This window comes from Phenylobacterium sp. (assembly GCF_037968635.1).
GTDB lineage: Bacteria > Pseudomonadota > Alphaproteobacteria > Caulobacterales > Caulobacteraceae > Phenylobacterium.
On the sequence record NZ_JBBKVV010000003.1, the window covers coordinates 20,475 to 45,045 of the forward strand.

At 68.6% G+C, this 24,571-nt stretch carries 22 protein-coding genes; 16 read left to right on the forward strand and 6 right to left on the reverse strand.

Features of this window, described 5'->3' with window-relative positions; all coding sequences use genetic code 11:
• The first annotated feature begins 64 nt into the window (after positions 1 to 64).
• From AAC997_RS00160 to AAC997_RS00170, 3 genes are all read left to right on the forward strand, one after another.
• The gene (locus AAC997_RS00160; protein WP_340643669.1) at positions 65 to 1,366 is read left to right on the forward strand and encodes a UDP-N-acetylglucosamine 1-carboxyvinyltransferase; all 1,302 of its coding nucleotides are present in this window, start codon (positions 65 to 67) and stop codon (positions 1,364 to 1,366) included.
• 505 nt (positions 1,367 to 1,871) lie between these two features.
• Positions 1,872 to 2,699, forward strand: coding sequence for an AraC family transcriptional regulator (locus tag AAC997_RS00165; RefSeq protein ID WP_340643670.1), 828 nt, complete (start codon positions 1,872 to 1,874; stop codon positions 2,697 to 2,699).
• A 17-nt stretch (positions 2,700 to 2,716) separates the two neighbouring features.
• The gene (locus tag AAC997_RS00170; RefSeq protein ID WP_340643671.1) at positions 2,717 to 3,202 is read left to right on the forward strand and encodes an N-acetyltransferase; all 486 of its coding nucleotides are present in this window, start codon (positions 2,717 to 2,719) and stop codon (positions 3,200 to 3,202) included.
• On the opposite strand, the gene AAC997_RS00175 is transcribed toward AAC997_RS00170, so the two are convergent.
• The gene (locus AAC997_RS00175; protein ID WP_340643672.1) at positions 3,199 to 4,308 is read right to left on the reverse strand and encodes a cell wall hydrolase; all 1,110 of its coding nucleotides are present in this window, start codon (positions 4,306 to 4,308) and stop codon (positions 3,199 to 3,201) included. The two genes, AAC997_RS00170 and AAC997_RS00175, sit on opposite strands and share 4 nt — an antisense overlap.
• A gap of 219 nt (positions 4,309 to 4,527) precedes the next feature.
• Between AAC997_RS00175 and AAC997_RS00180 the strand changes: the two genes are divergently transcribed.
• The 5 genes from AAC997_RS00180 to AAC997_RS00200 all read left to right on the forward strand — a co-directional run bounded on the left by AAC997_RS00180 (position 4,528) and on the right by AAC997_RS00200 (position 11,595).
• Entirely contained in the window at positions 4,528 to 6,903 is a 2,376-nt protein-coding gene (locus tag AAC997_RS00180; protein ID WP_340643697.1) for a PAS domain-containing protein, read from the forward strand.
• A 153-nt stretch (positions 6,904 to 7,056) separates the two neighbouring features.
• Positions 7,057 to 8,139, forward strand: coding sequence for a quinolinate synthase NadA (gene nadA / locus AAC997_RS00185; RefSeq protein ID WP_340643673.1), 1,083 nt, complete (start codon positions 7,057 to 7,059; stop codon positions 8,137 to 8,139).
• Entirely contained in the window at positions 8,117 to 9,667 is a 1,551-nt protein-coding gene (locus AAC997_RS00190; protein ID WP_340643674.1) for an L-aspartate oxidase, read from the forward strand. Before nadA ends, AAC997_RS00190 begins: the two co-directional genes overlap by 23 nt.
• Positions 9,664 to 10,509 carry a carboxylating nicotinate-nucleotide diphosphorylase gene (gene nadC, locus AAC997_RS00195; protein ID WP_340643675.1) on the forward strand — a complete coding sequence of 282 codons (846 nt, stop codon included), beginning with the start codon at positions 9,664 to 9,666 and terminating at the stop codon, positions 10,507 to 10,509. The genes AAC997_RS00190 and nadC overlap by 4 nt, the downstream gene beginning before the upstream one ends.
• 102 nt (positions 10,510 to 10,611) lie before the next feature.
• Positions 10,612 to 11,595, forward strand: coding sequence for an NADP-dependent oxidoreductase (locus AAC997_RS00200; RefSeq protein ID WP_340643676.1), 984 nt, complete (start codon positions 10,612 to 10,614; stop codon positions 11,593 to 11,595).
• A 15-nt stretch (positions 11,596 to 11,610) separates the two neighbouring features.
• Here the strand turns inward: AAC997_RS00200 and AAC997_RS00205 are convergent, their stop codons facing one another.
• The gene (locus tag AAC997_RS00205) at positions 11,611 to 12,246 is read right to left on the reverse strand and encodes a TetR/AcrR family transcriptional regulator (protein ID WP_340643677.1); all 636 of its coding nucleotides are present in this window, start codon (positions 12,244 to 12,246) and stop codon (positions 11,611 to 11,613) included.
• 111 nt (positions 12,247 to 12,357) lie between these two features.
• Here AAC997_RS00205 and AAC997_RS00210 point away from each other — a divergent pair, with 111 nt between their 5' ends.
• From AAC997_RS00210 to AAC997_RS00220, 3 genes are read left to right on the forward strand one after another with little or no spacing between them, the layout of a single operon-like run.
• On the forward strand, positions 12,358 to 13,827 hold the full coding sequence (locus AAC997_RS00210) for an efflux transporter outer membrane subunit (RefSeq protein WP_340643678.1): 1,470 nt from the start codon (positions 12,358 to 12,360) through the stop codon (positions 13,825 to 13,827).
• 37 nt (positions 13,828 to 13,864) lie between these two features.
• Positions 13,865 to 14,998, forward strand: a complete 1,134-nt coding sequence (locus AAC997_RS00215; RefSeq protein ID WP_340643679.1) for an HlyD family efflux transporter periplasmic adaptor subunit — start codon at positions 13,865 to 13,867, stop codon at positions 14,996 to 14,998.
• Between the two features lie 10 nt (positions 14,999 to 15,008).
• On the forward strand, positions 15,009 to 16,547 hold the full coding sequence (locus tag AAC997_RS00220) for a DHA2 family efflux MFS transporter permease subunit (RefSeq protein WP_340643680.1): 1,539 nt from the start codon (positions 15,009 to 15,011) through the stop codon (positions 16,545 to 16,547).
• A gap of 3 nt (positions 16,548 to 16,550) precedes the next feature.
• Here the strand turns inward: AAC997_RS00220 and AAC997_RS00225 are convergent, their stop codons facing one another.
• A complete protein-coding gene (locus AAC997_RS00225; protein ID WP_340643681.1) occupies positions 16,551 to 17,237 on the reverse strand; it encodes a DJ-1/PfpI family protein in 687 nt (228 codons plus the stop codon).
• An 83-nt stretch (positions 17,238 to 17,320) separates the two neighbouring features.
• Here AAC997_RS00225 and AAC997_RS00230 point away from each other — a divergent pair, with 83 nt between their 5' ends.
• Positions 17,321 to 18,259 carry a GlxA family transcriptional regulator gene (locus AAC997_RS00230; protein WP_340643682.1) on the forward strand — a complete coding sequence of 313 codons (939 nt, stop codon included), beginning with the start codon at positions 17,321 to 17,323 and terminating at the stop codon, positions 18,257 to 18,259.
• Between the two features lie 23 nt (positions 18,260 to 18,282).
• Here the strand turns inward: AAC997_RS00230 and AAC997_RS00235 are convergent, their stop codons facing one another.
• Both AAC997_RS00235 and AAC997_RS00240 read right to left on the reverse strand, forming a co-directional pair.
• Positions 18,283 to 18,867 carry a DUF1003 domain-containing protein gene (locus AAC997_RS00235; RefSeq protein WP_340643683.1) on the reverse strand — a complete coding sequence of 195 codons (585 nt, stop codon included), beginning with the start codon at positions 18,865 to 18,867 and terminating at the stop codon, positions 18,283 to 18,285.
• Between the two features lie 101 nt (positions 18,868 to 18,968).
• On the reverse strand, positions 18,969 to 20,072 hold the full coding sequence (locus tag AAC997_RS00240; protein ID WP_340643684.1) for a cell wall hydrolase: 1,104 nt from the start codon (positions 20,070 to 20,072) through the stop codon (positions 18,969 to 18,971).
• 325 nt (positions 20,073 to 20,397) lie between these two features.
• On the opposite strand from AAC997_RS00240, the gene AAC997_RS00245 reads away from it, so the two are divergent.
• The 4 genes from AAC997_RS00245 to AAC997_RS00260 all read left to right on the forward strand — a co-directional run bounded on the left by AAC997_RS00245 (position 20,398) and on the right by AAC997_RS00260 (position 22,409).
• On the forward strand, positions 20,398 to 20,580 hold the full coding sequence (locus AAC997_RS00245; protein WP_340643685.1) for a hypothetical protein: 183 nt from the start codon (positions 20,398 to 20,400) through the stop codon (positions 20,578 to 20,580).
• Positions 20,581 to 20,768: 188 nt separating this feature from the next.
• The gene (locus AAC997_RS00250; RefSeq protein ID WP_340643686.1) at positions 20,769 to 21,161 is read left to right on the forward strand and encodes a hypothetical protein; all 393 of its coding nucleotides are present in this window, start codon (positions 20,769 to 20,771) and stop codon (positions 21,159 to 21,161) included.
• Between the two features lie 179 nt (positions 21,162 to 21,340).
• Positions 21,341 to 21,694, forward strand: coding sequence for a hypothetical protein (locus AAC997_RS00255; protein WP_340643687.1), 354 nt, complete (start codon positions 21,341 to 21,343; stop codon positions 21,692 to 21,694).
• 238 nt (positions 21,695 to 21,932) lie between these two features.
• Complete coding sequence (locus AAC997_RS00260; RefSeq protein WP_340643688.1) at positions 21,933 to 22,409, forward strand: hypothetical protein; 477 nt, start codon at positions 21,933 to 21,935, stop codon at positions 22,407 to 22,409.
• A gap of 49 nt (positions 22,410 to 22,458) precedes the next feature.
• On the opposite strand, the gene AAC997_RS00265 is transcribed toward AAC997_RS00260, so the two are convergent.
• A complete protein-coding gene (locus AAC997_RS00265) occupies positions 22,459 to 24,570 on the reverse strand; it encodes a CHASE2 domain-containing protein (RefSeq protein WP_340643689.1) in 2,112 nt (703 codons plus the stop codon).
• Position 24,571 lies beyond the last annotated feature (1 nt).

Below are 24,571 nucleotides of genomic sequence, written 5' to 3' on the forward strand. Positions count from 1 at the left end.
GGCCCACAGCCCTGATCTACTCGACGACTTCCATTTCCGCCCCGAAGAGACGAGGCCGCCGGCCATGACCAACCTGATCGTGAGAGGCGGACGCGCCCTGCGCGGAACCATCACCCCCTCGGCCAACAAGAATGCGGTGCTGCCGGTTCTGTGCGCCACCCTGCTGACCGACCAGCCGGTCATCCTGCACCGGGTTCCGGACATAACAGACGTGCGCAAGATCCTGGATTTCTTCGGGAAACTTGGCTCCTCCGTGGACATGGACTACGCCACCGGCACGCTCAGGCTGCGGCATGGCGAGGGTCTGGACCCCAAGGAAGCGCACCTGCCGCTGGGCATGCGCTCCACCCTGATGCTGATCCCCGCCCTGCTCTACCGTTTCGGCGCCGCGAGCATCGAGGAGGATGTCACCGGGTGTACGCTCGGGGTCCGCGAGATCGACCCACACATCGAGGTCTTCGAGAGTTTCGGCGCCCAGATCGACCGTAAGCCCGAGGCGATCTTCATCAAGACGCCCAAGGGCTTCGCCACCACCGACCACTGGCTGGACTACGCCTCGGTCACCACCACCGAGAACTTCATCCTCTGCGCCGCCACCGCCAAGGGCCGCTCGCAGATCACCAACGCCGCCTGCGAACCCCACGTGCAGGAGTTCTGCAGCTTCCTGACCATGATGGGCGCCAAGCTCGAGGGCGTCGGCGGCTCGCGGATCATCGTCGAGGGCGTGTCGAGCCTGAAGGGCGCGGAGTTCACCTTCGCCGACGACTTCCACGAGGTGGCGACCTTCCTGGCCATGGGCGCCATGACCGGCGGCGACATCGCGGTGAAGAACGGCTCGGTGGACCAGTTCCCCCTGCTGGACCGCACCTTCGCCAAGTTCGGCGTGGAGATCACTCACAAGGACGGTTGGAGCCGGGCCAAGGTCGACGGCGGCGGCATGCGGGTGCGCCAGCCCTTCACCGCCAATATCCTGCAGAAGGTCGAGGCCGCACCCTGGCCCTACGTTCCCGCCGACCTGCTGCCGATTTTCGTGGCGCTCGGTGTGCGCTCCGAGGGCCAGTGCATGTTCTGGAACAAGGTCTATGAGGGCGCGCTCGGCTGGTCCTCGGAACTGGGCAAGTTCGGCGCCCACTCCCTGCTCTGCGACCCGCACCGCCTGATCACCTTCGGCGGCAAGCCCCTGGTCCCGGCCGAGGTGGAGAGCCCCTACATCATCCGGGTGGCGATCGCCCTCTTCATGCTGGCCGCCAGCATCGAGGGCGAAAGCACCATCCTCAACGCCACCCCCATCCAGCGGGCCCACCCGAAGTTCGTGGAGAACCTGAATGCGCTGGGGGCCGATGTGTCGTGGGTGGCCGGGGACTAAGTCAGGTCATCCCCAATGTCACGTGCCGCGGACAAACCACGTTCCTAGCCAAATGAAGACGAGCGCGGGGATCAAGGTTACGGCGGCGAAGATCGCATCCCGCGAGCAGAGGACCCAAAGCGGGAAGCTCAGGCAAGCGACGAGGATCGTGGCCAATATGGCGTAGCCACGTTTTGGGAGCTGCGGTGTTGTTGGGGCGGGGACAATTCCGCGTTGACGGGCGGAGAACGCAATCGTCTCGCGGAGTGGCGGCCAAATGGCTCGGAGGCACAGGAGTGTGACCACCGGACCCAGGAATGAGATCGCTTGGACACTTGGTCCCATCACCAAGACTCCAGCCAGCCCGAACAGGACCATCACCAAGCCTCGCCTTACCCACGCGTTGCCTAGCATTCGACCCCCTCCATGACCGGGGCCAAGCTTAGCAATGGAGTGGCGTCAACTCCATTGTTGACGGCGCGAACTCCGCAAGCGCGATCAACCCACCCTGCGCTAACCTCTCTCCATGAACCGGCCCATCACCCGCGAGAGCTATGCCCGCCGCCTGAACCGGGTGGCCGAGCATATCTGGGCGCATCTGGATGAGCCCCTGGACCTCGCGGCCCTGGCCGAGGTCGCCTGCCTGTCGCCGTTCCACTTCCACCGCATCTACCGCGTCCTGATCGGCGAGACCGTCACCGAGACGGTGAGCCGCCTGCGGCTGCAGCGGGCCTCCATGGAGCTGGCGCGGAGCGCCACGCCCATCTCCGAGATCGCCCGGCGGGCCGGCTATGCCTCCAACCCCGCCTTCACCCGCGCCTTCCGCGCCGCCTATGACCTCGCGCCCGCCGCCTTCCGGGCCGCCCGGCGCGCCGAACCCGGAGCCGATCCCATGCCCGTCGAGATCCAGGACCGCCCCACGATGCGCATCGCCACCGTGCCGCACCGCGGACCACCACAGCAGATCGGCCAGGCCTTCGACCGGCTGATGGCCTGGGCCGGACCCAAGGGCGTGGTCATGCCGCCCGCCGTGGGCGTCGCGGTCTATCTGGACGACATGTCGGTGGTCCCGCCCGCCGACCAGCGGGCGCTGGCGGGGATCACGGTCGGACCCGAGGTGGAGAGCGACGACACCGTGACGATCCACGAGCTCCCCGCCGGGCGCTACGCCGTGCTGCTTTATCGCGGCCCCTACGCCCAGATCGGCAAGGGCTATGAGGCGCTGTTCGGCTGGCTGTCCACCAGCGGCGAGGAGCCGGCCCACGCCCCCTGCGTCGAGGTCAACCTGAACGATCCGCGCAAGACCGCGCCGGCCGACCTGCTGACGGAGCTGTGCCTTCCCCTCAAATCCTGAGGGGGTAAGCTGGCGGCATGATCCGACACGCCAAGCCCGCCGACCACGCCGCCATCCGCGAGATCAACATCGCCGCCTTCGGCCAACCCGCCGAGGCCGACCTGATCGAACGCCTTCGCGCCGACGGGGACAAGGTCTTCGAACTGGTGGCCGACGAGGACGGGGCCGTCGTGGGTCACATCTTCTACAGCCGGCTGTGGGCTGACAGTGTCCACCTCTATGCCGCGCTCGCCCCCATGGCCGTGCGCCCCGACCTGCAGAAGTCCGGCATCGGCTCCAAGCTGGTGAAGGCCTCCCTCGACACCGCCCGCGAATTCGGGACCCACGCCGTGATCGTCCTGGGCCACCCGGCCTACTATCCGAAGTTCGGCTTCACGCCGCAGGCGGCGGCCAAGGTGAAGGCCCCCTATTCCGGCAGCCCCGCCTTCATGGCCCTGGAGATCGAGGACGGCGCGCTCGCCGAGCCGGTCCTGGTGGCCTACCCCGACGCGTTCGGCAGCTAGTCTGGCGCGGGCACGGCCAGCGGCGCGGGCTCCGTCGCCACTGGAGCCTCCATGGCCGCCAGCGACTCGTTGATCTTCTTGATTTCTTCCGGGGTCGGCTTGCGGCGCGGCGCGAAGATCGTACCCAGGACGCGGGTGCGTTCGCCGCCCACCGCCAGGGGGTCGACGACATTGTAGGTGCGCACCTCGCCGCCGACCGAGAGGGTGATCTTGCGGCCGGCGGGCACGCCCTGGTTCTCGGGGTCCAGCAACCCTTGGGTCCGTTCGTCCAGGCTGCCGAGGATGGCCGCCGACAGATAGGCCTCGCCCCCGGCATAGCGGCCGGTGAAGGCTGGCGGCTCGCCCCAGGGTCCGGTCCAGCGATAGAAGATGTGCTGGCCGATCTGCCGCATCTTCACCAGGGTCGGCGCCCAATACGGGGCGACATACTGGGCGTGATAGTGTGTGGCCGAGCCGACCCCCTTGGCCACGAAGCCGTTCAGGGCGTGGCGGGCGACATCCTGAGCGCGTAGCCACAGGTCGGGCTGGGGCGCCCGGGAAAGCGACCCGTCGCAGGTGAAGGTGAACTGGCAGCCGGTGGTCCGCGCCGCGCCCTGATAGACCACGCCGCAGACTGATTTTGGATAGGCCGGGTGGCGCAGCCGGTTCAGCACCACCTGGGCCACGGCCTCCTGGCCGAGCTGCGGTTCACGAGCGGATTCGTAATAGACCGCCTGGGCCAGGCACCTGAGCGCCCGGCCCCCGTCCTGGCTTTCCACCTGAAGTCTGAAGGGCTTCATCGGCCGGATCGGCAGGGTGGAAAAGGGCCGCAGGGCGTTGATGTCCTCGGCGATGGCGGCGACCGCCGTGCCGAAGCCGAGGTCGGGCGGGGTGCGGATATCGAGGCTGGCCCAGCCCTGCGGCCGCCCCCAGAGGTCAGGGCTCCGACGGGGGTCGTGCCGACGGGCCAGCGCCAGCATGGCCGGGTCCATGTCGGCGGTGAGCCGCGCCAGGCCCTTGTCCGAGAGGTTCTCACTGACCGTCGCCATGCCCTGCAAGCGCCCCGTGCCGCGCGGCAGGTAGTAGGTGGTCGCGCACGCCGCCAGCAGGCTCGCGGTCGCGGCCAAGGCGAGGCCGGCACGGCCATGGGGAGGGAGGCGGAGGCTCAGCGTCAGGTCTTTCGGTCGTTTCCGGGCGGCCAGTTTAGCAGAGCGGCGGTTCGACCCGGAACGGGCGAAACGCGGGAAAGGCTGCGTGCAGCATTTATCCTCGGTTGCGCGTGACGGCCAGCGGTCCCATGCTCGACACCGAACCACCCCTACGACCACGGGAGCCGATCCTTGGCGATGACGCCCGTCGAGTGGACGCTGCGCTTCATTCCGCGTCGCTCGCCCTCCTTCCTGGCGGCCCTGACGGTGAGCAGCACCGCCATGGTCCTGGCCATCCTGGCGCGCGGCGCCTTCCTGGGGTGGCCCAATGGCGCCAGCCTCTCAGCCACCTATTTCCCGGTCTATATCGTCGCCAGCCTCTATGGCGGCCGGCGCTGGGGCTGGGCCACGCTGGCCATCTCCCTGGCGCTCGGCCTCAGCAACCGCATGGCGTTCCCCACCGGGGTCTCCGAACAAGGCATCTACTTCCTGTTCGCGGCGTCCGGCGCGATCACGGTCGTGGTGGCCGGCGCGCTGCGCGACACGCTGGTGCGGCTGGAGGAAGCCCGCTTGGACCAGAACCTGACTCAGAGCGCCCTCGACCGCAGCGAAGTGCGGCTGCGCCTGGCTCAGGACGCCGGCAGCGTCGGCCTTTGGGATTGGGACGTGGCGACCGGGGAGGGCGTCTGGTCGCCGACCCTGTACCGCAACCTGGGCCTGGATCCCGTGCGCGACGCCAATGTGCGCAGCCTGCTGGACATCATCCATCCCGACGACCGGGAGAAGGTTCGTCAGGTCAATATCATCGCGGTGAAGGAAGGCCGCATGGACCCCATCGAGTACCGGGTGGTCTGGCCCGACGGCTCGATCCACTGGTTGTTGTCGCGAGGCGAGATGCTGCGCGACGATGATGGCGTGATCGTTCGCGCCGTCGGGGTCAATATCGACGTCACCGAGCGCCGGATGGCCTTTGAGCAGGTGCGCGAAAGCGAGGCGAGGTTCCGGGCGCTGGCCGATAGCGCCCCGGTGCTGCTGTGGGTCTCCAAGACCGACGGACAGCGGGAATTCGTCAACCAGGCCTATCTCGCCTTCCTGGGGACGACCTATGAGCAGGCGCTGCACTTCGACTGGCGCGACCGACTGCATCCAGACGACCTGCCCCGCATCATGCAGGAACAGGTGGCGGGCGAGGCCTCGCGGCAGTTGTTCACCCTGGAGGCCCGCTACACGCAGGCCGACGGCGCCTGGCGTTGGATCCGCTCCTACTCCCAGCCGCGCTATGGGCCGGAGAGGGATTTCATCGGCTTCATCGGCATCGCCTTCGACGTCACCGACGCCAAGCAGGCCGAGGCCGATCTCAAGCACATCAACCAACTGCTGGCCGACTCCGTGAAAGCCGCGCTGGCCGAGCGCGACGAGGCCGAGACCGCCCTGCGCCACGCCCAGAAATTGGAGGCTGTCGGTCAGCTCACCGGCGGGGTGGCCCATGACTTCAACAACCTGCTGACTGTGATCATCGGAGCGCTGGACCTGATCCAACGCCATCCCGCCGACGCCGACCGTCGCGAGCGGATGATCGACGCGGCGCTGGGCGCGGCCCGTCGGGGCGAGCGTTTGACCGGTCAGTTGCTGGCCTTCTCCCGCCGCCAGGCTCTGAAGCCCGAGGCCATCGTCATCGACGATCTGCTGGTGGACGCTGAGCCCCTGCTGCGCCGTGCGGTGGGCGAGGCGGTCAGCCTGTCTGTGGCGCCCGCCGCACCGGGCGCGGTCGCCATGATCGATACCGGGCAGTTCGAGGCCGCGGTGATGAACCTGGTGGTCAACGCCCGCGACGCGGTGGCCAGCGGTGGCTCGATCCGGCTGGAGACCGGTGTCTGCGAACTCACCGAGGGCGAAGTCCCAGAAATCCAAGCGGGGCCCTATGTCCGCGTTGGGGTCCACGACACCGGGGTCGGCATGGACGAGGCCACAGTCGCCCGGGTGTTCGACCCCTTCTTCACCACCAAGGAGATCGGCAAGGGCACGGGTCTGGGCCTGTCCCAGGTCTACGGCTTCGCCCGCCAGAGCGGCGGCGGCGTGTCCATCGACTCCGCCCCGGGCAAGGGCGCCTCGGTGCGGCTATACCTCCCGCGGTCGACCATCTCTCCGCTGGAAGCCGAGCCGGGAACCGTCGCCGTCGCCCTGGGTCCAGCGCTGCGGATTTTGCTGGTGGAGGACGACACCGAGGTCGGCGACCTGGTGGCCATGATGCTGGAGGACCTGAACCATCAGGTGTTCCGTGCCGACGGCGCCACGGCTTTTGCGCGGTTCATGGAAACCGGCCAGGCCTTTGACCTGCTGATCACCGACCTGATCATGCCTGGCGCCAAGACCGGCGTGGACCTGGCGCACGACGCTGTGAAAGCCCGACCCGGTCTGCCGGTGATCCTGTCCTCCGGCTATACGGGCGAGGCCCTGGCCAGCGCCGACGGCGCGCCGTGGCCCCTGCTGCGCAAGCCCTACGCCGCCGACGCGTTGGCCCAGGCCATCCAGGATGTGATGGCGAGCCCCGCCCCTGTCGCAACGGCAGGCTGAAGAACCTCTTGTCGACGCGCGAACACGGGTCTATATGTCTGTTACTGGGTTTTGCTCGAAGTGAGCATATCCATCGCGTCGAGGGAGCCGAAAGCGTTCTCCGGCGTTTTTTGAGGCGGAAGAAATGCTCAATGTGAGCATAAGGAGGGCCAAGTGGCCGACGGGTTCCAATTCGCGTTCACGCCTGAAGTCGACAAGGCCACCCTGCCCCTCTGGGAAAAGGTGAAGGGTCACATTACGCCTATGGAATGGCGGCTGCAGGCCCCGCTGATCGCCGAGATCAACCGGCTGAAGCACGAGAAGAACGCGGTCATCCTCGCCCACAACTACATGACGCCCGACATCTTCCACGGGGTCGGCGACTATGTCGGCGACAGCCTGGGCCTGGCCAAGGAAGCCGCCAAGTCGGACGCCAAGATCATCGTCCAGGCCGGCGTGCACTTCATGGCCGAGACCTCGAAGATCCTGTCCCCTGACAAGACCGTGCTGATCCCCGACCTGCGAGCGGGTTGCAGCCTGGCGTCTTCGATCACCGGCGCCGACGTGCGCCTGATCAAGCAGCGCTACCCGGGCCTGCCGGTGGTCACGTACGTCAACACCACCGCCGACGTGAAGGCCGAGACCGATGTCTGCTGCACGTCCGCCAACGCCGTCCAAGTGGTGGAGCATGTGGCGCGCGAGTGGGGCGTCGACCGGGTGATCCTGATCCCCGACGAGTTCCTGGCCCGCAACGTCGCCCGTCAGACCGACATCAAGATCATCGCCTGGCAGGGCCGCTGCGAAGTACACGAGCGCTTCACCGCCGCCGACATCCTGGAGCTGAAGGCGTCCTATCCGAACGCCCAGATCCTGGCCCACCCCGAGTGCCCGGCCGAGGTGCTGGAGGTTTCCGACTTCGCCGGCTCGACGGCGGCCATGAACGACTACGTCCTGACGCGGAAACCCAAGCAGGTGGTGCTGATCACCGAATGCTCCATGGCCGACAACGTCGCCGTCGACGCGGTGGACACCGAGTTCGTGCGCCCCTGCAACCTGTGCCCGCACATGAAGCGGATCACGCTGGAGAACATCTACGAGACCCTGATCCACGACCGTTACGAGGTCACGGTTGATCCGGCGATCGCCGCCCGCGCCCGCGTGGCGGTGCAGCGGATGATCGACCTTCCGCCGCCCCTGGTCCCGGCCCGCTACGATCTCGTGAAAGCCCGCCACCATGTGGACGTGGAGCTCATCTGAGGTGGTCGACCGCATCCACCATGACGGCGTCCTCATCGTCGGCGCGGGCCTGGCGGGCCTGAGTGCGGCCCTCGCCGCCGCGCCGCGCAGCGTACTGCTGCTCACCGGCGCGCCTCTGAACCAGGGCTGCTCGTCGGCCTGGGCTCAGGGCGGCATGGCGGCGGCGCTTTCCGACGACGACGCCCCGGCCTTGCACGCCGCCGACACCATCGCGGCGGGCGCGGGCCTGGTGGATGCCGCCATGGCCCACCTGCTGGCCAAGGAAGGCCCGGCCGCCGTGCGCCATCTTGCCGATCTCGGCGCGCCTTTTGACCGGGATGCGGCCGGCGCCTTCGCCACCAGCCTGGAGGCCGCTCATTCCCGCAGCCGCGTCGCACGGGTGAAGGGGGACCAAGCCGGCCGCGCCATCATGGAGGCTGTGGTCCAGACCGCCCTGTCCTCGCGACACATCGAAGTCCGGGCCGGGATGCGTCTGCGCGGCGTGCTGCACGACGCCAGTGGCCGACTCCGCGGCGTGGTCGCCGAACAGGCGGGTCGCCTGGTCGAGATCACCGCGCCCGCCACCCTGTTCGCCACGGGCGGCATCGGCGGGCTCTACAGCGTCACGACCACGCCCCCCGAACTGCAGGGCGAGGGCCTGGCGCTCGCGGCCCTGGCCGGCGCCACCATCGCCGATCCCGAGTTCGTGCAGTTCCATCCCACCGCCATCGACATTGGCCGCGATCCCGCGCCCCTGGCCACCGAGGCTCTGCGCGGCGAAGGCGCCCGATTGATCAACACGGCCGGCGAGTTCTTCATGGCCGCCTACCACCCGGACGCCGAGTTGGCGCCCCGCGACGTGGTGGCCCGCGCCATCCATGCCGAACTGGCCGCCGGACGAGGCGCCTTTCTCGACGCGCGCGCCGCCGTCGGCGTCCATTTCCCCGAGGAGTTTCCCGCCGTCTTCGCCGCCTGCCTGTCGGGCGGGGTCGATCCCCGCGTGCAGCCGATCCCGGTGGCGCCAGCCTGCCACTACCACATGGGCGGCATTGTCACCGACGCCAACGGCCAGACCTCGCTGGAGGGCCTGTTCGCCGCCGGGGAATGCGCCTCGACCGGCGTCCATGGCGGCAATCGCCTGGCGTCCAACTCCCTGCTGGAGGCCGCCGTCTTCGGAGCTCGCGCCGGCACGGCGGCCCGCGAGCAGCGTGACGCCGTCGGCGGGCCCCTGCGGCGCATCCTGACACCGGACCTGCCCTCCGACGCCCTCGCCGCCCTGCGCATCGCCATGAGCCGTGACGCGGGGGTGGTCCGCGACGCCAAGGGCCTCACCAATCTCCTGACCGAGATCGACCGGTTCGAGGCCGACCACGGCCGCGCGGGTCCCCTGGTGGCCGCCCGCCTGGTCGCCCAGTGCGCCCTTGACCGCAAGGAAAGCCGTGGCGGCCACTACCGCTCCGACTTCCCGCAGTCCCTGCCGCCCAAGCGGACCTTCGTCACCTTCGCCGATCTCAAGTCGGATGACCCTCTCAGCTTTGCGGCCGAATGATCCAACCCCTTCCTGACCTGCTGATCGAACCCACCGTCCGCGCCGCCCTTGCCGAAGATCTCGGCCGGGCGGGTGATGTCACGGCCCAGGCCTGTATCGACGCCGAGACTGTCATGAGCGTGGTCTTCGCCACCCGTCAGAGCGGCGTGGTGGCGGGCCTGGCCTGCGCGCGACTGGCGATCCTGGCCCTCGACCCTCAGGCCAGCTTCGAGGCCGTGGTGGCCGACGGCTCCACGGTCGAGGCCGGCGCGATCCTGGCCAAGGTCACCGGCAATGCCCGCGCCATCCTCTCGGCCGAGCGCACGGCGCTGAACCTGATGGGCCGCCTATCGGGCGTCGCAACCCTGACGCGGGCCTATGTCGACCGCACGGAGGGCACAGCCGCCCGCATCGTCGACACCCGGAAGACCACGCCCGGCCTGCGACACCTGGAGAAGTACGCCGTGCGCTGCGGCGGCGGGGTCAACCACCGCTTCGGACTGGATGACGCCATCCTGATCAAGGACAACCATGTCGCGGCCTGCGGCGGGGTGGCCAACGCCCTGAAGCGCGCGCGCGCCTTCGCCGGGCATCTGACCAAGGTGGAGTTGGAGGTCGACAGCCTGGAACAGCTTGCCGAGGCTTTGCCTCACGGAGCCGACGTCATCATGCTGGACAACTTCAGCCCTGACGACCTGAAGAAGGCCGTCGCGATGGCCGGCGACAAGGTGGTTCTGGAGGCCTCGGGCGGGGTGAACCTGCAGACGGTCCGCGCCATCGCCGAAAGCGGCGTCCAGGTGATCAGCGTCGGCGCCCTGACCCATTCCGCGCCGGTGCTCGACATCGGCTTGGACGCCGTCTGAGCTTTCCGGCGGCTTGAGTTTTTCTGACGTGACCCGGTCGCCCGGCGGAGTTACTTCCAAACGATTGTTTGAATTCATTCCAGTCGCCGCAGGGAGTTTCCCATGACCACCGCCCGTCAGATCCACCTCGTCCGCCGCCCCAAGGGCAAGCCAGTCGCGCAGGACTTCGCCCTGGTGGAAGCCGCCGTGCCCGACGCCGCTGACGGTGAGATCCAGGTGACGGCCCTGCTGATGTCGGTGGACCCCTATATGCGCCCGCGCCTGGACGCCGATCAGGCCCTGGACGCGCCTCTGCTGGGCGGCGGCATCGGCCGGGTCACTCAGTCAAAGAACCCCAAGTTCAAGGAAGGCGATCTGGTCCGCCACGGCGCCGGTTTCCGCGAGACCTTCGTCTCCGACGGACGCGGCGTCTCGGTGCTGAACCGCGACCCCGAACTACCGCTCAGCGTCTACATGCATGCGCTGGGCGGCACCGGCATCACCGCCTATGGCGGGCTGCTGGGAACCGGGGCCCTGAAGGACGGCGAACAGGTCTTCGTCTCCACCGCCGGCGGCGCCGTGGGCTCGGTCGTGGCCCAGATCGCCAAGATCAAGGGCTGCTACGTGGTCGGCTCCACCGGGACCGACGAGAAGGCCGCCTGGCTGCGCGACGAGGTCGGGATCGACGCGGTGATCAACTACAAGACCGAGAACCTGGCCGAGGCTCTGAAGGCCGCGACGCCCAAGGGTATCGACGTCTATTTCGAGAACGTCGGCGGCGCACACCTGGACGCCGCCCTGCCTCGCATGAACGTGCGCGGTCGTATCCCGGTCTGCGGCATGATCTCCACCTATAACGGCGACGGCGAAGGCGTGCAGAACCTCTTCAACCTGATCTACGGCCGCATCCGCATGGAGGGCTTCGTGGCCGGCGACTTCCCGCACCTCAACGCCGATTTCCTGGCCGACATGACCCACTGGCTGAAGTCCGGCAAGATCAAGTACCAGGAGACCATCCTGGACGGCTTCGAGCGCGCGCCCGAGGGCCTGATCGGCCTGTTCGAAGGCAAGAACAACGGCAAGATGCTGATCCACATCGCCGACTAGAAGCCTCCCTCACCGTCATGGGGAGGGACACGCCGACCTCGGCCCGTAGGCCGCCAGGAAGACGTTCACCGCGACGTCCACTTCCCGGGCGATGCGCTCAGCTGAGGGCTCGGGCTCGACGCCCAACATGCGGCGCAGATGCATTTCACCCTTCAACAGGCCGCTCAGCACATGGGCGGCCTGCAGGGGATCGGGCGCATGGATCGTGCCCCGTTCGTGGGCCTGAGCCATGTAGGCCGCCAGCCGCGCGGCGCCCTCCTGCGGCCCGGCCTCGTCGAAGCGGCGCGCCAGTTCAGGGTTGCGTGGACCTTCCTCGATCACCAGCTGCATGGTCCGGACGGCCTGGTCCGACACGATGGCGGTCATCAACTCGATCCCTAGCTTGGTCAGCGTCGTGCGCACATCCGCGCCACCGTCGTCCATCACCAGAGCGCTCTGGATCACCGAGCACTGCTCGGTGATGATCGCGGAGAACAGGTCTTCCTTGTTTTTGAAGTAGGCATAGAGGGTCGCCTTGGACCCTCCGAGTCGCTCGGCGATCATCGACATCGTCGAGGCGCCGAACCCGTGTTCGAAGAACACCTCCCGCGCGGTCTCCAGAATCCTGTCCCGGCGCTGGTCGCGGATGCTTTGCGCAATCCCTTGTTTCATAAATCGTACCGTACCGTACAGTTTTGCCTTGACGCAAGCTCTTTGCGAGGCGTAACAGCGAAAACATGAACCGTACCGTACGGTTTTGTTCCTGGTTAACGAGCCTCCCCCATGCGTCACCTGTCTCTCCTCCCCAGCCGCGAAGGCGGCGCGTGGCTCCAAGGCCGTCGACTGGCGACGGCGGCGAGCGCCGCGGTGTTGATCGCCGCGCTCGCCGCTTGCGCCACCCTGCCCCCCACCACCCAGCGCGCCACGCCGCTGGCGTCCGACGCCCTGGCCACCAGCCAGACCCTGGCCGCTACGGACGGCGCCTGGCCGGCCGATGGCTGGTGGCGCGCCTACGGCGACAGCCAGCTCAACGGCCTGATCGACGAGGCCCTGGCCCGATCCCCCGACATCGCCGCAGCCCGCGCCCGCCTCGCCAAGGCGCAGGCCCTTGCCGGCCAGAGCCGCGCGGCCCTGGCCCCACAACTCGACGCCACCGCCCAGGTCCAGGCGGTCAAGCAGAGCTACAACAACGGCTTCCCCGCCGCCTTCGTCCCCAAGGGCTATGACAACAGCGCCCGGGCCAGCCTGAACCTCGGCTACGATCTCGACCTCTGGGGCGGCAAGCGCGCCAGCCTCGCCGCTGCCGTGGGTCAGGCCAGGGCAGCCGAGGTCGACAGCCAGGCCTCCCGGCTGGCCCTGTCAGCCGCGGTCGCCGAGGCCTATGGCGATCTCGCCCAGGCCGAAGCCGATCTCGACGCCGCCCGCGAAGCCCTCCGCATCCGCCAGGAGACCTCAACCCTCATCGACGACCGCCTGACCAGTGGCCTGGAGGATCGCGGCGCCCTGCTGCGCGCCCAGGCCGGCGTCGCCTCGGCCAAGGCCCAGGTCGCCGCCATCGAGGAGTCGGCCGCCCTGACCCGCAACCGGATCGCGGCGCTGCTGGGCGCTGGTCCCGACCGGGGCCTGTCCATCGCCCGGCCCCAGGTGAGCAACCTTCACGCCTTCGGACTGCCCGCCGACGTTCGCGTGGCCCTGGTGGGCCGCCGTCCCGACCTCGCCTCGGCCCGGCTGCGCGCCGAGGCGGCAGGCCAGAAGATCAAGGCCGCCAGGGCCGACTTCTATCCGAACATCCAGCTCTCCGCCTATTTCGGCCGCCAGAGCCTGGGGCTGGACGCCTTCTCGATGAAGGGCTCCGACATCGGCGGCATCGGCCCAGCCATCACCCTGCCGATCTTCAACGGCGGCGCCCTGCGCTCGGCCTATGGCGCGGCGGGCGCCGACTATGACGCCGCCGTCGCCGACTATGACGCCACCCTGGTCCAGGCCCTGCGCGAGGTGGCCGACGCCGCCGCCAGCTCCAGGGCCCTGACCGAACGCCTGGGAGAAAGCCGCCAGGCCCTGGATGCGTCACGCAAGGCGCACGACATCGCCGTCGCCCGCTATCGCGGCGGCCTCTCCACCTATCTCGACGTGCTCACCGCCCAGGACGCCCTGATCGTGAACCAGCGGGCGGTGGCCGACCTCCAGACCCGCGCCTTCCTGCTCGACATCGCCTTGACCCGCGCCCTCGGGGGCGGATTCACGGCCGCCTGATCTCCCTCTCTCCTCCCCTCTTCAAGGCCTCTCCGCCATGTACGATTCCGACGAAGTCCAAACCGAAGCCAACCTCGCGCAACCCGCCAACGACACCGCCCCTCCGGTCTCCGCCCCGCCCGTCGCCCCCGCCAAGCGCGGTCGCCTGTTCGCCCTGCTGGGCGGGACGGTGGCCGTGGCCGCCGTCGTCTTCGGCGGCTGGAGCCTGATCGCCGGCGGCCAGCACGTGGAAACCGACAACGCCTATGTCGACGCCGCCACCGCCCAGGTGACGCCTCTGACCGCCGCCGCCGTGGTTGCCGTGCCGGTGATCAACACCCAGACGGTGAAGGCCGGCCAACCCTTGGTCGTCCTCGACAGCGCCGACGCGCGCCTGGCCCTGTTGAGCGCCGAGGCGCAACTGGCCCAGGTGCAGCGCCGGGTCGTGGGCTATTACGCCAATGACGACGCCCTGCGCGCCGAGGTCGGGGCCCGCGCCGCCCAGGTCTCCAGCGCCAACGCCAATCTGGCCCGGGCCCGCACCGACTATGACCGCCGCAAGGCCCTGGCCGCCAACGGCGCGGTCTCCGGCGACGAACTCACCCAGGCCCAGAACGCGCTCGCCACCGCCCAGGCCGCCGTCGCCGCCACGGTCGCCCAGCAGCGCTCGGCCGAGGGCCAGCGGGCGGTCAACGCCTCCCTCATCGCCGGCGTCGGCCAGGCCGACAACCCCGAGGTGGCCGCTGCCCGCGCCACGGTGGACCAGGCGAAGCTCGACCTCGCCCGCACAGTGATCCGCGCCCCGATCTCCGGCGTCATCGCCAAGAACGACGTCCAGGTTGGCCAGCGGGTCCAGGTGGGTCAGGCCCTGATGAGCGTGGTTCCCGTCGACCAGGCCTATGTGAACGCCAACTTCAAGGAACAGCAGCTGCGCAAGGTCCGCGTGGGCCAGCCGGTCGAGCTGAAATCGGACCTCTATGGCGGCGGCGTGAAGTACCGCGGCACAGTGGTGGGGGTCTCGGGCGGCACCGGCTCGGCCTTCGCCCTGATCCCGGCCCAGAACGCCACCGGCAACTGGATCAAGGTCGTGCAGCGCCTGCCAGTCCGCGTCGCCATCAACGCCGCCGACCTCAAGGCCCATCCCCTGCGGGTCGGCATGTCCATGAGCGCCCAGATCACCACCGGCCGCTAGGACCGAGCCCATGCCCACCGCAACTGTCGCTAACGGTCGCGTTCAGCCGCTGACCGGCGCCGCCCTCTGGGGCGCCGGCATCCTGCTGGCCCTGGCCAACTTCGTCGCCGTGCTGGACCTCAGCATCGCCAACGTCTCCGTGCCCAACATCTCCGGCGCGCTGGGCGCGTCGACCAGCCAGGGCGTCTGGATCATCACTTCCTATGCGGTGGCCGAGGCCATCACCGTGCCGCTGACCGGTTGGCTCGCCGCCCGGTTCGGGGCGGTCCGCACCTTCTCCACGGCCTTGATCGGCTTCGGCATCACCTCGTTGCTCTGTGGCCTGGCCCCGTCCCTGGGGATGCTGGTCTTCTTCCGCATCCTGCAGGGTATCTGCGGCGGCCCGCTGATGGCGCTGTCCCAAACCCTGCTGATGCAGATCTTCCCGGAGGAGAAGCGGCCCGCCGCCATGGGCCTGTGGGCTGTCACCACTCTGGTGGCGCCGGTCTGCGGACCGATCCTCGGGGGCTATCTCTGCGACACCTTTGGCTGGGGCTCGATCTTCCTGGTCAACGTGCCGGTCGCCATCCTGGCCGGGGTCATGGTCTGGCGGACCCTGTCGCGCTACGAGGGCTCCCTGCGCCGCATGCCCTTCGACGGCGTGGGCCTGGGCCTGCTGATCATCTGGGTCGGCGCGCTGCAGGTGATGCTGGATCTCGGCAAGGAGCACGACTGGTTCCAGTCGCCCCTCATCGTGATGCTGGGTCTGGTCGCCCTGGTGGGCTTCGTGGCCTTCCTGATCTGGGAGCTCACCGAGAAGAACCCCATCGTGAACCTGAGGGTTTTCCGCCATCGAGGCTTCAGCGCTTCGATGGTGACGCTGGCCCTGGTGATGGGGGCCTTCTTCGCCACCAATGTCCTGACCCCGCTCTGGCTGCAGTCCAACATGGGCTACACCGCCACGTGGGCGGGCTATGTCACCGGCATGATCGGCATCCTGGCGATCTTCAGCGCGCCGATCGTCGCCCAGGCCATGGCCAGGACCGACCCGCGCCGGATTCTATTCATCGGGGTCTCGTGGCTGGCCTTCACCACCCTGATGCGCAGCCACGGAGAGAGCCAGATGACCTTCTGGCAGATCTCGCTGTGGCTGTTCGTGGCGGGTGCGGCCATGCCGATGTTCTTCCTGCCGGTGACCACCATCGCGCTGGGCGCCGTCGAACCGGAGGAGACCGCCGACGCCTCGGGCCTGCTGAACTTCATCCGCACCGTCGCGGGCGCCGCAGCCACCTCGGTGGTCAATACGGTGTGGGAGAACAACGCCGCCAGCAACCACGCCGACCTGGCCAGCGCGATGCCCAACGCCCAGGTCGCGGTCGACGCCCTGTCTCCCGCGATGGGCCCGGCTCAGGCGCTGGCCACGGTGAACAACCTGGTGGGCCAGCAGGCGGTGATGCTGGCCACCAACCAGCTGTTCCTGGCCTGCGCCATTGTGTTCGCCGTCGCCGCAGCCCTGGTCTGGATCACCCCCCGGCCGAACCGGGAGGTGGACACCAGCGCAGCGCACTAATCCCTAGACAGCCTCAAGCCGGCGGGCGGCTTCCTCAGCCGCCGCCTGGCGGTCGCCCATGGCCCCGGCCATCATCGCGGTCACCGCCGCGAGAATCTCAGGCGGGGCGGTGTCGGGCGTGCCGGAGTTGAACGGCGGGGCTGGAGAATATTCCAGACCCAGTTGCAGGGACTGCGCCAGGGTCTCACCCGCCAGCTCGGCGACCATCGTAAAGGCGAAGTCAAGGCCCGCGGTCACCCCGCCGCCAGTGATGATGTTTCCGTCGCGCACCACCCGACCCTCGGTGACGATGACGCCGAAGGGCTTGAGCTGATCCTTCCAGGCCCAGTGGCAGGTGGCGCGCTTGCCCTTCAGCAGCCCCGTGGCCGCCAGGATCAGCGACCCGGTGCAGACGCTGGTGAGGTACTTGGCCCCGCCCGCCAGCCGCTTGATCTGGGTCATGAAGACCTCGTCCAGCATGGCCGCGCTGGTCCCGAACCCGCCGGGCACGCAGATCACGTCGCAGGCCTCGACCTTCGCCAGGTCAGCCAGGTTGGTGAAGGTCAGGCCGTCGGCCTCGATATCAGCGCCGCCCATGGAGGCGACGATGATCTTCGCCCCAGGAATGCGGCACATCACCTGCTGTGGGCCGGTGAAGTCCAGGTGGGTGACGCCCGGATAGAGCGGGAAGACGATGACGAGGTCGGACATGGCGAGGTTTCCTGGAAGTTGACTACAGAAGGGTGTCAGGCCTAGCCTCCGTCCGAAATGACAATCTTACCTCAGATTCAGCCATGACCCGCAGGATCGGCTTCCTGATCTTCCCCGACTTCCAGTTGCTGGACGCGGCCGGGCCGCTGGGCGCCTTCGAGATCGCGGGGCGCTATGCACCCGGCGCCTACAGCCTGAAGGTCATGGCCGCGCAACCGGGCCAGGTGATGAGCTCCGCGGGCGCGGGCATGGGCGCGGAGGCCTTCGACGAAAACCTCGACACCCTGGTGATCTCGGGCGGGATCGGGGCCAGCAAGGCCTCGAAGGATCCGGCCACCAAGGCCTTTATCCAGCGGGTCGCCGCCAAGGCGCGGCGCACCGCCAGCGTCTGTTCGGGCGCCTATCTTCTGGCCGAGGCCGGCCTGCTGGACGGCAAGCGCGCCACCACCCACTGGGCCCGCAGCGCCGAGCTGCAGAAGCGCTATCCCAAGGTCCGCGTGGAGGCGGACCGCATCTTCGTGCGCGAAGGCCCGATCTGGACCTCGGCCGGGATCACGGCCGGGATCGACCTTTCACTCGCCCTGATCGCCGAGGACCTCGGGGAGGACATCGCCCGTCAGACCGCCCAGACCCTGGTGGTCTACCATCGCCGACCCGGCGGTCAGTCGCAGTTCTCCGCCCTGATCGAGATGAGTGGCCAGGGCGGCCGGTTCGCGAGTTTGCTGGACTGGATCCGTGAGCACCTGGATCAGCCGCTCACCGTCGACCAGCTGGCCGGTCGCGCGGCCATGAGCCCCCGCCACTTCGCCCGCGCCTTCGCCGCCGAGACCGGCATGACGCCGGCCAAGGCCGTGGAGCGCCTGCGGCTGGAAACGGCGCGGGAGCGGGTGGAGGCGTCTTCCGACCCCATCGACCAGGTGGCGGAAACCGTGGGCTTCGGCGACGCCGAGCGCATGCGCCGCGCCTTCCTCCGCGCCTTCGGTCAGCCGCCCCAGGCGCTGCGGCGGGCGGCGCGGGCCTAGAGCACGAAGGTGAAGTGTCGAATTCAGGCTTCGAGAGAAGCCATTCGGCTCCAGCCGCGCCTGGCCTTCAGCGCGGCGATGTCGTGCTTGAGCAGGTTCAGGGTTTCAGTCTGGGCCCGGATCACCTCCACCAGCTCCTGATTGCGAAGGGCGTCGAGCTTGTCGTGGAGATGCATGATCTCCAGTTCGGCGCGCAGGTTCACGACATAGTCGTGCTCGGCGTTCATGCGGTCGCGGGCCGCCGCGCGGTTCTGGCTCATCATGATCACCGGCGCCTGCAGCGCCGCGATCATCGACATCACCAGATTCAGAAAAATGAAGGGATAGGGGTCAAAGGCCAGCTTCTTGGTAAGTGCGTTCCAGGTGACCCAGGCGATCAGAATGCCCAGGAAGCTGAAGATGAAACGCCACGAGCCGCCCACCGCGGCGATGGAGTCGGCCAGCCGCTGCCAGAAGGTGCGGTCGTCGCCGGAGAGTTCGGGGCTGAGCCCGCTCGGGGACTCCGTCGCGATCAGGTCGATGACGCTGCGCTGGACGGGCGTCAGCACGTCGTAGCTACGCCCCAGCAGCGTCTCGGCCAGTTCGGCGTTGTGATCCCCGGCCTGCATCGGCGTTCTCCTTCGCTAGAGCGGCGAAGGATGAGCATCATCGCGCGCCCAACCCCACCGCAAGCGGCAATGCGCTTGTCGGAGGGCGGGAATGCGGCGGATCAGGAGGCGGTGGCGGCCTTGGCCACGGGTTCGGTTGGCTTGCTCTGGCTGACCGGAGTCAGCTTGGCCTTGCCGGCGTCGGCCTTGGGCTCCGCGGGCGCCACGGTGGGGCCCGCCTCGGCGACCTTGTTGTGCTCGATGGTCTTGTCGGCCGGCTTGTTCTGGCCGGGTGCGACCGGACCCGCGACGATCACGGCCGAGGTCAGGCGGAAATCGGGGGACGGGGTGGCGGCCTGGGCCGGCATCGGCGTGAGGCTGGCATAGACGGTCTCGCCCTCGCTCGCCTCATGATGCCCGGCCCGGCTGTCGGCGACATAGGTCGCAGGCGTCGCGCCACGGCCGAAGCGGTAGAAGACATGCATTCCAACCTGGGCCACGCGGACCATTCTCGGGCCCCAGTTGGGCGCCACGTTGGTGGTGTGGAAATTGGTGGCGTCGCCAACGGAGGCCATGACGGCGCCGGAGAGGGCTCGCTCAGCCACCGTGCGGGCGCGGTTCCAGGCGGCGGTCTCGCGGCCCCGACGCATGGAGCCGTCACAGGCGAAGCTGAATTGGCAGCCGCGCGCCCGGGCCGCGCCCTGGAACACCACGCCGCAGACGCTCTTGGGATACGCTCGGTGGCGCACGCGGTTCAAAACAACCTGGGCCACGGCCTGCTGACCGACCGCGGACTCGCCCCGCGCCTCGAAATAGACGGCCTGGGTCAGGCACTCAAGCTCACGCGAGCTTTCCAGCACGCCGGCCATGCGGAAAGGGCTGACCGAAGGAACCAGGGGGCCGGCGAAGGCGGCGCGCAGGACGACGGCCGAGGCCGGGTTGCGGTCGCGCTTTTCCAGGCGAGCCGCGAAGATGGACGACTGCCGATCGCGCTCGGCGTCCCCGGCGACGGTGAAGGGGTCATGCCGGCGCGCGACGCTGAGCGTCCCTGGATCCATACCGGCGGCTTCGCGTTGAAGAGCAGACTCCGAGAAGCCGCCCGCGGCGGCTTCGGCCAGGCGGGCATTGCGTTGGTGGTCGGCGGTGGCGCTCGCCATCCCACCGGCCAGATAGGCGGCGCCAAGGCCCAGGCCGACGCCCGAACCCAGCAGCACAGCACTGGTCAACGCACGCCAATCGGCGCGCGCCTGAGGTTTAGATAACAAAGGGTGGTTGTCCCGTGTGGCGAGGGCGAAAGCGCCCCCAGGCATCGTTGCCGCTCGACGCCCCTGCACTTGCTGGCGGCGTTCCGCGGCGGGCCTGCTCCTTACACGTCGGAAGACAGGCCATGGCGAAGTTGGCGTGCTTCTAAACGGAAGAATCAAGATTCGCAACCCCATATTGCAGTGCAGCAAGGACAGGCCTGTGGATGGCCGCTGGCTCAGGCCCGCTGGAACCTTCACCGTTCGCCGCCGTTGTTCCCGCCGAGACATCCTGAAGCGGAGCTATGTCATGCGGAAAACCCTTAGCGTTCTTGCCCTTACGGGCTTTGCCCTGGCCTTGGCGGCCTGTGGCCACAATGTCGAACAGCGCGCCTCCACCGGCGCGATCACCGGCGCCGTCATCGGCGGCCCCGTTGGCGCCGCCGCCGGCGCCGCGGCTGGTACGGTCGTCAGCAAGGCTGTCGACAAGTAGGATTGGCGTTGGCCCCGCGCCTCGCGGGGCCATAGTCCAACTGCGTCATGTGCGCGTCCTCGCCCTGACTAGAGTCGTATCAAGAGTGCGATTCTCAGGAGCCCGGACGTGGGACATGTATTTTTCGCCGTCATGACCTTGGTCGCCGTTATTGCGATCACGGTCCTGGGCGGGCATCCTCTCTGACGATGAAGCGCAGACTGTCCCTCGCGCTCCTGGTGGCTGTCTGCGCCACCGGGGCCCACGCCGCACCGGCTTGGCGCGTGCAACAGTCTTGCGCCCTCAAGCGCTACCTCGGCGCCACCCCGGCCTTCGCCAACACCTGGGGCCGGGACGCCTCTCAGGTTTCCGAGGGAAACCCTTCCGCCGCCGTCTGGCGGATCGAGCCGGCCGCGCGGTTCAGCTACACCACCGCCATCGCGTCAGGTCGCGCCTTCGCCGATCGGGCCGCCGATCTGCTGGCCCGCCGCGAGCGGATAACCCGAGAAGAAGCCTTGCGGGTTATCGGCGCGGACCCCGGCCCCTGGCCGGACGTGACTGCGGCCAAGTGCGACGACCTGGAGCGGCGAGCCGCGCGTTAGGGCGCCCGCTAAAGTCGTGCCCTCGCTCCGCAAGGCGCGCGCACCACCCCGGACCGTCGTTTCGGGCCAACTGTAAACCATCGTAAAATCGGGGCCGACACAGGGATTCCTACGCCCAAGCTCTGCTATGACACGGCTAAGGATTAACCTCAACGCACGGTCGAACGCAGATGACGGACATGGATGAAGTCGCCCTGGCGCGGCGGATGAAATTCGCCAAGACCTGGAAGGTAAATCCGCTGATCGCGGAGATCGTCGAGATTCTGTTGATCTACGGAGGTTCGGCGCACCGCAACCTGGTGGCCGAACGGATCGCCATGCGTCGCACCAGCGAGCATATCTCCGATGGCCTCAAGCGGGAGATATTCGAGGCGTTCGACACACACTGCGAAGGCGCGGCCCAGGCCAGCCAGCCGGCCCTGGTCTTCCTGCCATTCGGCGAAGGCTCCCACCGCTGGTCCCTGACTCAGGACGCGCAGAGCTTTCTGGAACACGGCCCCTCCTCCCTGAGCCGGTCGGCCCTATGCCTGTGACCCATATCCCGTTCGTGGTGACGCTGACCTCGGCCATTGCGGGATGCGCCTTCTGCCTTGGCGTCGTCATGGGCCTGACCCTGCTCCATGTCTGACGCCATGAGCCCGATGCTGCGACGTTTGATATTCGGTGTAGCTCTGCTGGTGAACCTCGCCGCCTGGGTCTTCATCCTGCGCGCCGTGGTTCTGCCCTTCTTCAAAGATTGACGCGGAGGCGGGCGCGCCGGAGACTTCGCCGATGGCAGCCAAGCTTGTTCTGTTTCTCTCCGTGACCGTCCTTGTGGCCGGATGCGCCACGCCGCCACTGGTCGTGCGCAACGGCGATCCCGCCTTCGCGGGCAAGACCGTGGCCATGGCTGTCACTGAGGCGACGCCGCTGGACCGAGCCCGCCACGACGAGGCTTCAGCGCGGGTCATGACCGAACTCCAGTCCATGGACGCGCGGCTCGGCGAACCGGCCGCCGCAGACTACCTGATGCAGGTGGCCTTCGCCGAACTTCCCAAGGGCGTGGGCGTCATGCGTGACGGCGCCGGGGGCTGGCTATCGGAGGTCCGCCGCCGCTTCGGGATGCGCAGCCCCGCCTATGTGGTCAGCATCACCGCCATCGAGACGAAGACCGGCAAGGCCGCCTTCTCCGTCACCGCTACCGGCCACGCCCACGGCGATCCGGCTAAGGCCGTCGACCAGCTGGTGACCGCGGCATTGGCGGACTAACCGACTCCCCTACCCCTCCACTTGATCGTCATGGCCTGGGGCCGCGCTCCTACTCACACTCCAGCAGGTCAACGACGAAGCGGGCGCCGGTCTCCGGAGCAGCCTCGCAAGTGACCTGGCCGCCATGGCGGAGCACCACCGAGCGTACGAAGGCCAGACCCAGGCCTGCGCCGGGGTCTCCGCCGGCCTGAGGCCGCGCGAACCGTTTGAAGGGCTCGAACACGCTCTCCATCTCCTCACGCGACAGGCCTGGGCCTGAGTCGGTGACCGAGATGCGCACCCGGCCCTTGTCGCGGACCACGGCGACGACGATCTGCGCGCTGGCCGGGCTGTACTTCACCGCATTCTGGAACAGGTTGGCGAAGGCGCGCGACAGCAGGGAGCGATCCCCCATGGTGAAGCAGGGCTCCTCGCAGCCCTCCTGGACGAACGCCACCTTCTTCTGCTGGGCCTGGGGCCAGAGCTCGTCGGCCATCTCCGAGATCACGTCGCACAGGTCCACCGGCGCGCGGTTGAGGATCGAGGCCTCCGCGCGGGCGAACTGCACGAAGCCGTCGGCCAGCGCCAAGGTGCGCCGGGCGTTGGCCGCGATCCGCCCCACCACAGTCGGTTCCAGCCCGGGCGACTGTTGCAGCAGGGCCAGGATCGAGGTCTGCGGCGAGCGCATATCGTGGGTCAGCAGCTGCAGGGCCTGCTCGCGCTGGCGGGCTGTGGCCATCAGTTCGGTGGCGTCTGCCAGGCTGATCACCTCCCCGGCCTGACCGCCGCCCTCCCCCCGCCGTGGCGCAGTCATCAACAGCAGGGTGCGGCCGTCCCGCAGTTCCAAGGGGTGACTCCCCGTCAGACTGGCGTCCCCGATCGGCTCCAGGCGCCGCAGAAGGTCGATGACCCGCGCCCCCACCAGGTCTGACCCCAGCAGCGCCTCGCCGGGTCCATTGGCCTGGATGACGATCCCGTCGGCGTCGGTGACCAGGGTGGCGTCGGGCAGGCTGGCCAGGATGTCGTCAGCAAAGCGCCTCAGCGCGTCCATCCGCGAGATGGCCCCGCTGAGCGCGCGGGCCTGGGCCGCCACCACATCGGCCACCGGCCCGTTGGCCACGGGCTCCGCCAACCGTCCACCCAGTCGCTCAAACTCCGCCTTCAGATAGTCGCTGGCCATGGCCAGGCGCCGCCAGCCCCAGAGCGGGAAGACCAGCAGCAGGATGGCCAGGGTGGTCACCGGCGACAGCCAGACGTGCGCCAGTCCAAACAGCGCCGCGCTGAGCCCTATGGTCGCCGCACCCAGGCCGATGGCCAGGCTGAGGTTTTGCGCCGGCTTGAGGAACAGGAACCCCGCCATCAGGATCCACAAGGGCAGGATGGCGATGGCCAGCCGCAAGGGCTTGCCGGCCTCGGCGCGGGTCACGCCTCGATCCAGTGCGTCGAGGATGTTGGCCTGCAGTTCCACCCCCGACATGCCCCCCAACGGCGTCTGGAAGTGGTCGGTCATGCCCAGCGCCATGGCGCCCACCAGCACGCGTTTTCCGGCAAAGAACTCGGCCGGCGCTTCGCCGCGCAGGACGCTGCCAAAGCTCACCGTCCGATAGACGCCAGGCGGCCCGGCGAAGGGGATCAGCTCGCCGACGCAGGAGTCCGTTGGAAGCGGCCTTGTCAGACCCAGCACCGCCTCGGCCAGCGGCCGTGCGGTCGGAGCGGGGCAACGTTCGCGGAGACGCACCACCCCGTCGGGGTCGGGGCGGATGATCACCTGACCGAGGCCGGCGGCGGCGCGGGCCAGCGGACCGGCCGGTGGAACCTGGTTGAGGTCGGCGCCATTGAGCCCCGGCGCCACCAGCACCGGCAGGAAGACAGAGCCCAGCGCGTCCATCGCCTTGGCCAGGCTTTCGTCGGCCGGGTCGGGCTCGGTGAAGAGGACGTCGTAGATCACCGCCTCGGGGCGCATCGGTGCGAGCGTGTTCAATAGCGCCGCGTGGCGTGCGCGCGGCCAGGGCCAGCGTCCGAGTTCGGCCAGGCTGCGGTCGTCGATGGCGATGATGATGATCGAGGGATCGGCGGGCCGGCCATTCAACCCGGCGAGGAGGTCATAGACGGCGCCGTCGGCTCGGGCCAGCAACGCGCTACCAGCCGAGCCAGCCGCCGCCGCGGTGGCGAGCACGGCCACC

What these genes read in the sequence shown, in the direction of transcription:
- AAC997_RS00245 (WP_340643685.1), top strand. Translation starts at nt 20,398, where the DNA reads ATGCGGAAAACCCTTAGCGTTCTTGCCCTTACGGGCTTTGCCCTGGCC.
- AAC997_RS00160 (WP_340643669.1), top strand. Translation starts at nt 65, where the DNA reads ATGACCAACCTGATCGTGAGAGGCGGACGCGCCCTGCGCGGAACCATC.
- AAC997_RS00235 (WP_340643683.1), bottom strand. Translation starts at nt 18,867, where the DNA reads ATGCAGGCCGGGGATCACAACGCCGAACTGGCCGAGACGCTGCTGGGG.
- AAC997_RS00220 (WP_340643680.1), top strand. Translation starts at nt 15,009, where the DNA reads ATGCCCACCGCAACTGTCGCTAACGGTCGCGTTCAGCCGCTGACCGGC.
- AAC997_RS00200 (WP_340643676.1), top strand. Translation starts at nt 10,612, where the DNA reads ATGACCACCGCCCGTCAGATCCACCTCGTCCGCCGCCCCAAGGGCAAG.
- AAC997_RS00225 (WP_340643681.1), bottom strand. Translation starts at nt 17,237, where the DNA reads ATGTCCGACCTCGTCATCGTCTTCCCGCTCTATCCGGGCGTCACCCAC.
- AAC997_RS00250 (WP_340643686.1), top strand. Translation starts at nt 20,769, where the DNA reads ATGAAGCGCAGACTGTCCCTCGCGCTCCTGGTGGCTGTCTGCGCCACC.
- nadC (WP_340643675.1), top strand. Translation starts at nt 9,664, where the DNA reads ATGATCCAACCCCTTCCTGACCTGCTGATCGAACCCACCGTCCGCGCC.
- AAC997_RS00215 (WP_340643679.1), top strand. Translation starts at nt 13,865, where the DNA reads ATGTACGATTCCGACGAAGTCCAAACCGAAGCCAACCTCGCGCAACCC.
- AAC997_RS00260 (WP_340643688.1), top strand. Translation starts at nt 21,933, where the DNA reads ATGGCAGCCAAGCTTGTTCTGTTTCTCTCCGTGACCGTCCTTGTGGCC.
- AAC997_RS00205 (WP_340643677.1), bottom strand. Translation starts at nt 12,246, where the DNA reads ATGAAACAAGGGATTGCGCAAAGCATCCGCGACCAGCGCCGGGACAGG.
- AAC997_RS00230 (WP_340643682.1), top strand. Translation starts at nt 17,321, where the DNA reads ATGACCCGCAGGATCGGCTTCCTGATCTTCCCCGACTTCCAGTTGCTG.
- AAC997_RS00170 (WP_340643671.1), top strand. Translation starts at nt 2,717, where the DNA reads ATGATCCGACACGCCAAGCCCGCCGACCACGCCGCCATCCGCGAGATC.
- AAC997_RS00255 (WP_340643687.1), top strand. Translation starts at nt 21,341, where the DNA reads ATGGATGAAGTCGCCCTGGCGCGGCGGATGAAATTCGCCAAGACCTGG.
- AAC997_RS00165 (WP_340643670.1), top strand. Translation starts at nt 1,872, where the DNA reads ATGAACCGGCCCATCACCCGCGAGAGCTATGCCCGCCGCCTGAACCGG.
- AAC997_RS00190 (WP_340643674.1), top strand. Translation starts at nt 8,117, where the DNA reads ATGTGGACGTGGAGCTCATCTGAGGTGGTCGACCGCATCCACCATGAC.
- AAC997_RS00210 (WP_340643678.1), top strand. Translation starts at nt 12,358, where the DNA reads ATGCGTCACCTGTCTCTCCTCCCCAGCCGCGAAGGCGGCGCGTGGCTC.
- AAC997_RS00180 (WP_340643697.1), top strand. Translation starts at nt 4,528, where the DNA reads ATGACGCCCGTCGAGTGGACGCTGCGCTTCATTCCGCGTCGCTCGCCC.